This is a genomic window from Petrotoga sp. 9T1HF07.CasAA.8.2 (assembly GCF_002895585.1).
GTDB classification, from domain to species: Bacteria; Thermotogota; Thermotogae; order Petrotogales; family Petrotogaceae; genus Petrotoga; species Petrotoga mobilis.
This window is the reverse complement of the sequence record NZ_AZRI01000038.1, coordinates 1-8318: the sequence shown is the minus strand read 5'-3', so window position 1 is coordinate 8318 and position 8318 is coordinate 1. Positions and strand designations below refer to the sequence as shown.

The following is an 8318-nucleotide window of genomic DNA, read 5'->3' as shown; positions in this document are numbered from 1 at the left end:
TCTTTCATCGTTTTCCCTCCAATCATTTATTGGCATTAAGGGGGATACCCCCTTAAGAACCCCTAAATTTAAATTTATCCCAAAAAAACTTTTTGCACAGAACTGCAAAAGGGGATACCCCCTTAAGAACCCCTAAATTTAAATTTATCCCAAAAAAACTTTTTGCACAGAACTGCAAAAGGGGATACCCCCTTAAGAACCCCCAAATTTAAATTTATCCCAAAAAAACTTTTTGCACAGAGCCGCAAAAGGGGATACCCCCTTAAGAACCCCCAAATTTAAATTTATCCCAAAAAAACTTTTTGCACAGAGCTGCAAAAGCGTAGCAAACGAGATTTTGGGAGACATTTCTAAAGCATTGCAAACAAACTATTTTGCACAGATCAGCAAAAACCATAGTTCCCAAAAAATCTTTGAATCACAAATTTTTCAAACTTAGCGTTTATCTTATCTTCTAAATCTCTAGTTACTACTGTAAATGCGATGGGAATATTTGTTATGTTGGATACTTCTCCTATTATGTTTTCTCCTTCTTCTATGATTTCTTTAGTTGTTTCATTTTGAATGTTTGAATTTACAACTAAATAATTTATTTTTAATCGTGAACTATTTTCTAGAGATTGCAAATTTTTTATTATATATTCCTTAGTATCCATAAAAGGTCTTCTCGTGTTGATTACAAAATACAGAGCACATTTTGCATTACCTATATAATTTTTTAAAGATCCTAAAACTTTTACACCATCTTCGTTTCCCCCGACGTCTATTACCGTTTTATAATCTTGGTTTGTTATGTATCCTCCTATCTCACCAGGTACAATGGGAACGTCTGCATGCATGTATTTTTCTGGGGGAGCGATTACCTTAATATCTTTTCGATTCAATTCTTCAATTTTATCTCTTACCCGAAAGTACGGGCTTATTATATCCAAATCCGCAATTGCTACATTCTTGTTCTCTTTTTTTAATTCCAAGGCTACGTTCATAGAAACTTCCGTTTTTCCAGAACCAAACATCCCAACAAAAATATGAACTTGATAATCTTTTAATAAATTTTTCAACATGTATTTAGAGCTCCTTTATTAGTACGTTTTTGCTTGTTCTTCTTTTTTTAATACTCTAAGCGCCGCTAAGGCTAAGGCTTTTTCTTCGTCTCCTCCAGGAAACACATACACTGGGGCGATGAAACTTACTTTTTCTTTTATTTGAGGAACAAGAAACTCATTTTCGTATGCCATTCCGCCAGTTAAAGCTATGGCATCAACGTCAAAATTCAAAACTGCTGACATTTTACCTATCCATTTAACGATTTGATGTATCAACCCAGAATATACTAATTCGGCTTTTTTATCCCCGTTTTTTATTCTTTTTACGACCTCTCTCACATCGTTAGTACCTAAATAAGCAATTAACCCTCCATTACCTTTTATGAACTTTCTTATTTCACCTTCAGAATACTTTCCTGAGTAGCAAAGGTCTATAAACCCAACAAGGGGCAACGTCCCAGATCTTTCGGGGGTGAAAGGGCCATCTCCATCAAGGGCATTGTTCACATCAATTACCCTGCCTTTTTTGTGTGCTCCGATGGATATCCCCCCGCCCATATGAACAACGATGAGATTCAAGTCATAATAATTACGGCCTAATTTTTCACTGAGCGATCTTGCTACTGCTTTTTGATTTAAAGCATGAAAAATCGATTTTCTTTGAAAGAAAGGGTGACCTGAAACTCTTGCTATATCTTCCATCTCATCCACCACAACGGGATCGGCTATGTAAGCTTTTACACCAATCTGTTCAGCTAGTTCGTTTGCTATAAGAGCCCCTAAATTCGATTCGTGTTCTCCGTATTTGGCTTTTTGTAACTCTTCTAACATCTGATCGGTTATTTCATAAGTTCCACTTGGTATAGGTCTTAAGAGTCCTCCGCGCCCAATGATGGCTGAAAAACTGTGTAAGTTTATTCCTTCTTCATTCAAAAACTGTAAAATCGTATTCTTCCTCAATTCATATTGATCGGCAACAGTCTTGTATTTTTTCAATTCGTTCACATCGTGATCTATGACTTTTTTTAGCCTTTGATTTTCATCTTCATAAACAGCAACTTTAGTCGATGTGGACCCTGGATTTATAACGAGAATTTTATACATATGAATTCTCCTTTTTAAATTTAAGACATCAAGATTGAAAACGCCATGGCGTTGAGTTTGGATTCATCACTATCGGCTCTAGAGGTTAAAACTACCGGTTTTTTGCCCCCTACAATTGAACTCGCCAGCTTTGCATCGGCGAAATATACTAAGGTCTTATACAATATGTTTCCCGCTTCTATATCGGGCATGATTAATATATCCGCATCTCCAGCGACTTCACTGTTTATTCCTTTGTGTGTAGCAGCTTCTTTAGAAATGGCATTGTCCATAGCAAAAGGTCCGTCTACTATGCATCCTTTTATCTGGCCTCTTCTGTTCATTTGTGCTAATATTGCCGCTTCTACTGTTGCAGGCATCTTGGGGTTAACCTGCTCTAATGCCCCTACAACGGCAACTTTTGGTGTTTCTATACCTAACTTATGGGCTACTGACACAGCGTTGTTTATAATATCAACTTTTTGTTCAAGAGTTGGAGCAATCACCATACCAGCATCAGAGATTATCAACAACTTGTGGTATCTGGGTATTTCAAAGACACAGACTAAATTCATCGTTTTTCCTGTTTTTAAACCATATTCATCCTTTAAATATACCGATAAAATCTCAGAGGTGTTAAGTTTTCCTTTCATAGGAAGATCGGCTTCTCCATTGGCAACGGCTTGTATTGCTCCTTTTGCTGCTTCAAGAGGGGTTGAAGCATCTCTGATTTCTATGTTGGTGGTATCAAGTCCAATTTCTTCTGATATATGTTGGATCTTTGTTTTATCTCCGTACAAGATAAAGTTACATAAATCAATTTCCTTAGCTTTTTGAACAGCTTTCAAGACAACATCATCTTCGGCAGCTGCCACCGCAATCGTTTTTGATCTGTGCTCATTTTTTACTAATTCGATAATCTGTCTAATGTTCTCAATTTTCATAAAATATTTTCACCCTCCCATATCTTTGTATCTTCCAACTGTTCGAGTGCTCTCAAGGCTCCTAAGGCGAGTCCTTCCATCTCGTAAGCTCCAGGGTAAACCATTACCACACCTAACTTATCGATCCTTCTTTTGATCAATTCAACAAAGTAGTCGCTATGAGCCATTCCACCAGTTAAGATAATTGCATCGAGATCTCCACCCAGAATTGCTGCCATCCCACCTATTTCCTTTGAGACTTGATAAGCCATGGCTTCTACAATTAACTTTGCATATTCATCTTTTTCGGCAAGTTTTAAAGCATCTTTTAAACTTGCTGTTTTTAAATATGCAAACAAACCTCCTTTTCCTACAAATGTTGATTTGACATCATTTTTGGAGTATGAATGCATATTTTTAAAAATCCATTTTGCAAGGTCCCCCATTGGTAATTCTCCCGTTCTTTGTGAGCTAAAAGGTCCTTCATCTGTTGCGTTGTTAACGTCGATCATAAGGCCTTTTCTCTGCGCACCAACAGAGATTCCACCGCCCAAGTGAGCTATAACAAAATTGCATTTTTCATATTCTTTGTTCAATTCTTTTGCCGCAAATCTTGCAACTATTTTCATGTTCAAAGCGTGGAATAAACTGTGTCTTTCAAGTTGTGGTATTCCAGAAATTCTCGCCTCGGGGATAAACTCATCAACAGAAATAGGATCAGTAATGAAAACAGGTAAGCCTTTCGAGGAATTCTTTGATATTTCAAAGGCTATTACAGCAGCTAGGTTCGATGCGTGTTCAACTCTTGTTTTGGTTTTTAGGTAATTAACCATATCCTCATTCACCTGGTAAGTTCCACTTTTCATAGGAGGAAGTATCCCCCCTCTAGCAGCTATCGCATCTAATTCATTGATAGATATGTTGTATCTTTTTAGAAAATCTTCTACGCACTTTTTACGAAAAGGAAGTTGGTCCATAATCGTTTTACAATTTTCTATCTCGCTAACGGAATGCTCTATACTTTCCGAGATTACTTCTTTCTCATCCTCAAAAAGTGAGAGCTTTGTAGACGTTGCACCTGGATTTATGACCAATATTTTATACATAAAGCTCCTCCCATAATCAGTTTTTTAGGATTTGCTACGGATAGAATTCGCATTTATATAATTTTCTGTAACTTTTCTCAATCTTCTTATACCCTCTTTTATTTCTTCGTGTGAAGGAAGGCAGAAAGATAATCGCATGTGATTTTTTTCTACCTCGTTTACATAAAATGCCTCTCCCGGAACGTACAATACTTTGTTCTTCTTTGCTTCTTCAAACATTTCCATAGTATCTACCCATTCTGGAAAAGTTAACCATATGAAGAGCCCACCCTCCGGGCGAGTCCAACTTACCCCTTGCATATCACCGAATTCCTCTTCTAACGCCTTCAACATCGTATCTTTTTTTGATTTATAAAGTTCTAATGTGGGTTTTAACTGTTCGATCCTATCGTGAGCTTGGAGGTATCTAGCGGCTAGTCTCTGGGTCAAAGATGGTGTACATAGATCTACACCTTGTTTAAGTATTGTTAGCTTTCTTAATAAGTCTTTTGATGCAACAATTATCCCAATTCTCAGACCTGGACACAAAATTTTAGAAAATGTGTTTAATAAGACCGTTCTTTCTGGATCAAGAGAGTAAATTGACGGAATTGGTTCTCCCTCAAATCTCAACGAACCATAAGGATCATCCTCGAGAATTAAAAAATCATATTTATGTGCTAAGTTAATTAATTTCTTTCTTTTTTCTAACGACATAGTTACCCCAGCAGGATTTTGAAATGTAGGCACCACGTAAACGAATTTAAACTTATCTATTTCTCCCTTAGTTACTAACTCTTCTAATTTTTCTTCAAGGATATCAACATTCATTCCATCATCTTCTAAAGGTATTTCCATAAATTTAGGAAACATTTGTCTAAAAGCGCTGACTGCACCCAAATAAACTGGTTTTCCTACAGCACAGTAAGAATCTTCATCGAGCAGTGCTAGACCTATCAATTGTAGGGCTTGCTGGGAACCAACAGTTATCAACATATTCTCCGGAGATACCCCTTCTATTCCTTCGTGTTTTTTTAGTAGATTTATATAAGCGTTTTTTAATTCGTTATCTCCCTCGGTAGGACCATACTGTAGTGTTATTTTGTATTCTTCTTTAACAATTTTTGCCGCAATTTCTCCTAATTCTTCTCGAGGAAAAGTCTCTGGATCAGGTACACCCCCACCAAACGATATCGTTTCAGGCTCAGAAGCTACCTTCAATAATTCCCTTATAATGCTTGCTTTCGCCGTTTTTGCAACTTTTGAAAACTTTTTTTCGTAGTTCATAATTTGCCCCCCTTTTCATTATTTATCCTACAACTCAATTATAATCAAATAATCGAGATAAGTCAAAGTCAGTTACAGACGATTACAGACGTTTATTGACGATTAGAAGCATTTATTGGGCATATGAAAAAAATTTCATGAAATATATTTCATAATAAAATTTTAACATTGATATATGATAGCTGATCTTAATTAATTTCGAAAATTAAATAGTGTGTTAAAATATTAAAAACATGATTTTTTAATGAGCAATCTTATAATTTTAAAAAAGAGGTGTTGACAGTGTGGGAAGATTTAAAGAGTTCTGATAACGAAGTTTACGAGATTCTTCAAAAAGAGCTTAAAAGGCAAGAGTATGGTTTAGAATTGATTGCATCAGAGAATTATGCGTCAAAATCTGTTATGGAAGCCGCAGGAAGTATTTTTACGAATAAATATGCCGAAGGTTACCCAAAAAGAAGATATTATGGAGGATGTGAATATATAGACGAGGTTGAGACGCTTGCTCGGGATAGAGCAAAAGAACTTTTCAATGCAAAGTTTGCGAACGTTCAACCCCATTCAGGGTCCCAAGCGAATATGGGCGCTTATCTAGCGCTTATGAAACCTGGGGATACATTAATGGGAATGTCGTTGAGCCATGGTGGCCATCTAACCCATGGCGCTCCAGTAAATTTCTCAGGTATGTTGTTCAATGTTGTTTCTTATGGTGTCGATGAAGAAACGGAAACAATCAATTATGATGAGGTTGAAAGAATAGCGAAGGATGCAAAACCTAAAGTTATTGTGGCAGGTGGGAGTGCATACTCTAGGATAATAGATTTTAAAAGATTTAGAGAGATAGCCGATGAAGTTGGTGCGTATTTAATGGTTGATATGGCCCATTTTGCAGGATTAGTTGCCGCTGGTATTCATCCAAACCCAGTTGAGTACGCGCATGTCGTTACTTCGACAACGCATAAAACTTTAAGAGGGCCAAGAGGTGGGATTATTCTCACAAACGATAGTGATATTTACAAATCAATCAATAAAATTATTTTTCCAGGGATACAAGGCGGTCCCTTAGAACATATAATAGCGGCAAAGGCTGTTGCTTTTAAAGAAGCTATGAGTGGAGAGTTCAAAGAATATCAAAAACAAGTTGTTAAAAATTCTAAAGCTTTAAGCGAAGAACTTTCTAATCAAAGTTTGAGAATCGTCTCAGGCGGAACGGATACGCATTTGTTCTTGGTGGATCTATCTGAGCTTAATATAACAGGGAAAGCCCTTGAAAACGCATTAGGACAATGTGATATCACGGTTAACAAAAATACTGTTCCCAAAGAAAAGTTGTCACCCTTCGTGACTAGTGGAATAAGGATAGGTACACCAGCCGTTACCACGCGTGGGATGAAAGAAGAAGAAATGAAAGAAATCGCTTCAATGATAGCAAAAGTTGCAAACAATGTTCTTGATGAAGAAGGGAATATAGATAAAGATTTAGCACAAGAAATTAAAAAAGATGTTGTTTCTCTCTGTCAACGTTTTCCAATGTATGCAGATCTGGTAGAGTAAACGGGACACCCAAAGGTGTCCCTTCTACATTATTTCCAACTATTCAAATAATCTTTTTGCTCTTCAGATAGGGTGTCTATCTCAATTCCTAATGTTTTTAGGTTAATTTGTGCTATTTTTTCGTCTATTTCATAAGGTACTGGGGAAAGATTTACTTTCATATTTTGGTGGTTTTCTTTTATATATTTTGCACCCTCTAACTGTAAACTAAAGGAGAGATCCATTATTTCTGCGGGATGACCATCGCCGTTAACAAGATTAACCAGTCTTCCTTGTCCTAATAAAAATACGCTTTTCCCATTAGGTAATTTGTATTCTTCTACTCCGTTTCTTACGTTGATTTTGTCTACCGCAACTTCTTCCAAATCTTTTACCTTTACTTCAACGTCAAAATGTCCGGCATTGGAAAGAATCGCACCTTCTTTCATTTCTAAAAAGTGCCTCTTCGTTATTACATCGATGTCACCTGTTACCGTTACAAAAAAATCCCCGTATTTTACTGCTTCATCCATTTTCATAACTCTAAATCCATCCATTATCGCTTCGTTAGCTTTTATTGGATCAACTTCGGTTATTATAACGTTGGCGCCTAATCCCTTTGCTCTCATGGCAACACCTTTACCACACCAACCGTACCCTGCTACAACTACTATTTTACCAGAAACAGAAAGGTTAGTTGATCTCATAACCCCGTCCCACGTTGATTGGCCTGTACCGTATCTGTTGTCGAACAAATATTTCATGTAAGAGTCGTTTATTAAAATCACAGGTACAGGTAATTTATTTTCTTTGAAGAGGGATTTGTATCTTTTTACACCTGTGGTGGTTTCTTCACAGATTCCCCAGAGATTGCTTACTTTTTCAGGGTGTTTCTCTATCAAGGTTATTCCCAAATCTGCTCCGTCGTCTAAAATTATGTTAGGATTAGTTTCTAATATTTTATCGATATTTTTCCAGTAGACTGATTCATCTAAAGTTCTTTCTGCATGTACGTTGAGTCCATATTCTTTCAGAGCTTCTACGACATCTTCTTGTGTGGATAAGGGGTTACTCCCTGTTATAGCAACGTTGGCACCTAATTCGTGCAATACTATTCCTAAGTAAGCTGTTTTCGCCTCTAAATGGATGCTTATAGCTACATTTACCCCTTCAAAGGGTTTTTCTGTTTGGTATAGATCTTTTAAATAGTTTAAGACTTTCATGTGCTTTTTTACCCATTCTATTTTCTTTTTGCCGCTTTCTGCTAGTGAAGTCATAGTAGTCCTCCCCTTATTTTTAAAAATTATACTCTAAAACATTAGATATAGCGCCCATTCCCCGCTCCCCACCCTTCTATGGAA

The 8318-nt window shown here is 36.7% G+C and carries 7 protein-coding genes; 1 reads left to right on the top strand and 6 read right to left on the bottom strand.

Translation table 11 applies throughout. From position 1 onward, the window contains the following. Positions 1-383: 383 nt before the first annotated feature. From X925_RS08440 to X925_RS08420, 5 genes are read right to left on the bottom strand one after another with little or no spacing between them, the layout of a single operon-like run. Positions 384-1064 carry a cobalamin biosynthesis protein CobQ gene (locus tag X925_RS08440; RefSeq protein ID WP_121959680.1) on the bottom strand — a complete coding sequence of 227 codons (681 nt, stop codon included), beginning with the start codon at positions 1062-1064 and terminating at the stop codon, positions 384-386. Positions 1065-1082: 18 nt separating this feature from the next. Continuing rightward, the gene (buk, locus tag X925_RS08435) at positions 1083-2150 is read right to left on the bottom strand and encodes a butyrate kinase (RefSeq protein ID WP_121959679.1); all 1068 of its coding nucleotides are present in this window, start codon (positions 2148-2150) and stop codon (positions 1083-1085) included. Positions 2151-2170: 20 nt separating this feature from the next. Next, a complete protein-coding gene (locus X925_RS08430) occupies positions 2171-3073 on the bottom strand; it encodes a bifunctional enoyl-CoA hydratase/phosphate acetyltransferase (RefSeq protein ID WP_012209273.1) in 903 nt (300 codons plus the stop codon). Then, complete coding sequence (buk, locus tag X925_RS08425) at positions 3070-4158, bottom strand: butyrate kinase (RefSeq protein WP_121959678.1); 1089 nt, start codon at positions 4156-4158, stop codon at positions 3070-3072. The genes X925_RS08430 and buk (X925_RS08425) overlap by 4 nt, the downstream gene beginning before the upstream one ends. Before the next feature lie 24 nt (positions 4159-4182). Then, positions 4183-5424: a PLP-dependent aminotransferase family protein gene (locus X925_RS08420; protein ID WP_121515258.1), complete on the bottom strand. Its 1242-nt coding sequence runs from the start codon at positions 5422-5424 to the stop codon at positions 4183-4185. Positions 5425-5706: 282 nt separating this feature from the next. On the opposite strand from X925_RS08420, the gene glyA reads away from it, so the two are divergent. Beyond that, complete coding sequence (gene glyA / locus X925_RS08415; protein ID WP_121959677.1) at positions 5707-6978, top strand: serine hydroxymethyltransferase; 1272 nt, start codon at positions 5707-5709, stop codon at positions 6976-6978. Between the two features lie 29 nt (positions 6979-7007). On the opposite strand, the gene X925_RS08410 is transcribed toward glyA, so the two are convergent. Further along, a complete protein-coding gene (locus X925_RS08410; RefSeq protein ID WP_121515256.1) occupies positions 7008-8234 on the bottom strand; it encodes an adenosylhomocysteinase in 1227 nt (408 codons plus the stop codon). Positions 8235-8318: the final 84 nt, after the last annotated feature.

Coding starts and splice junctions, on each gene's coding strand:
- X925_RS08440 (WP_121959680.1), bottom strand. CDS start 1,064: ATGTTGAAAAATTTATTAAAAGATTATCAAGTTCATATTTTTGTTGGG.
- buk (WP_121959679.1), bottom strand. CDS start 2,150: ATGTATAAAATTCTCGTTATAAATCCAGGGTCCACATCGACTAAAGTT.
- X925_RS08430 (WP_012209273.1), bottom strand. CDS start 3,073: ATGAAAATTGAGAACATTAGACAGATTATCGAATTAGTAAAAAATGAG.
- buk (WP_121959678.1), bottom strand. CDS start 4,158: ATGTATAAAATATTGGTCATAAATCCAGGTGCAACGTCTACAAAGCTC.
- X925_RS08420 (WP_121515258.1), bottom strand. CDS start 5,424: ATGAACTACGAAAAAAAGTTTTCAAAAGTTGCAAAAACGGCGAAAGCA.
- X925_RS08410 (WP_121515256.1), bottom strand. CDS start 8,234: ATGACTTCACTAGCAGAAAGCGGCAAAAAGAAAATAGAATGGGTAAAA.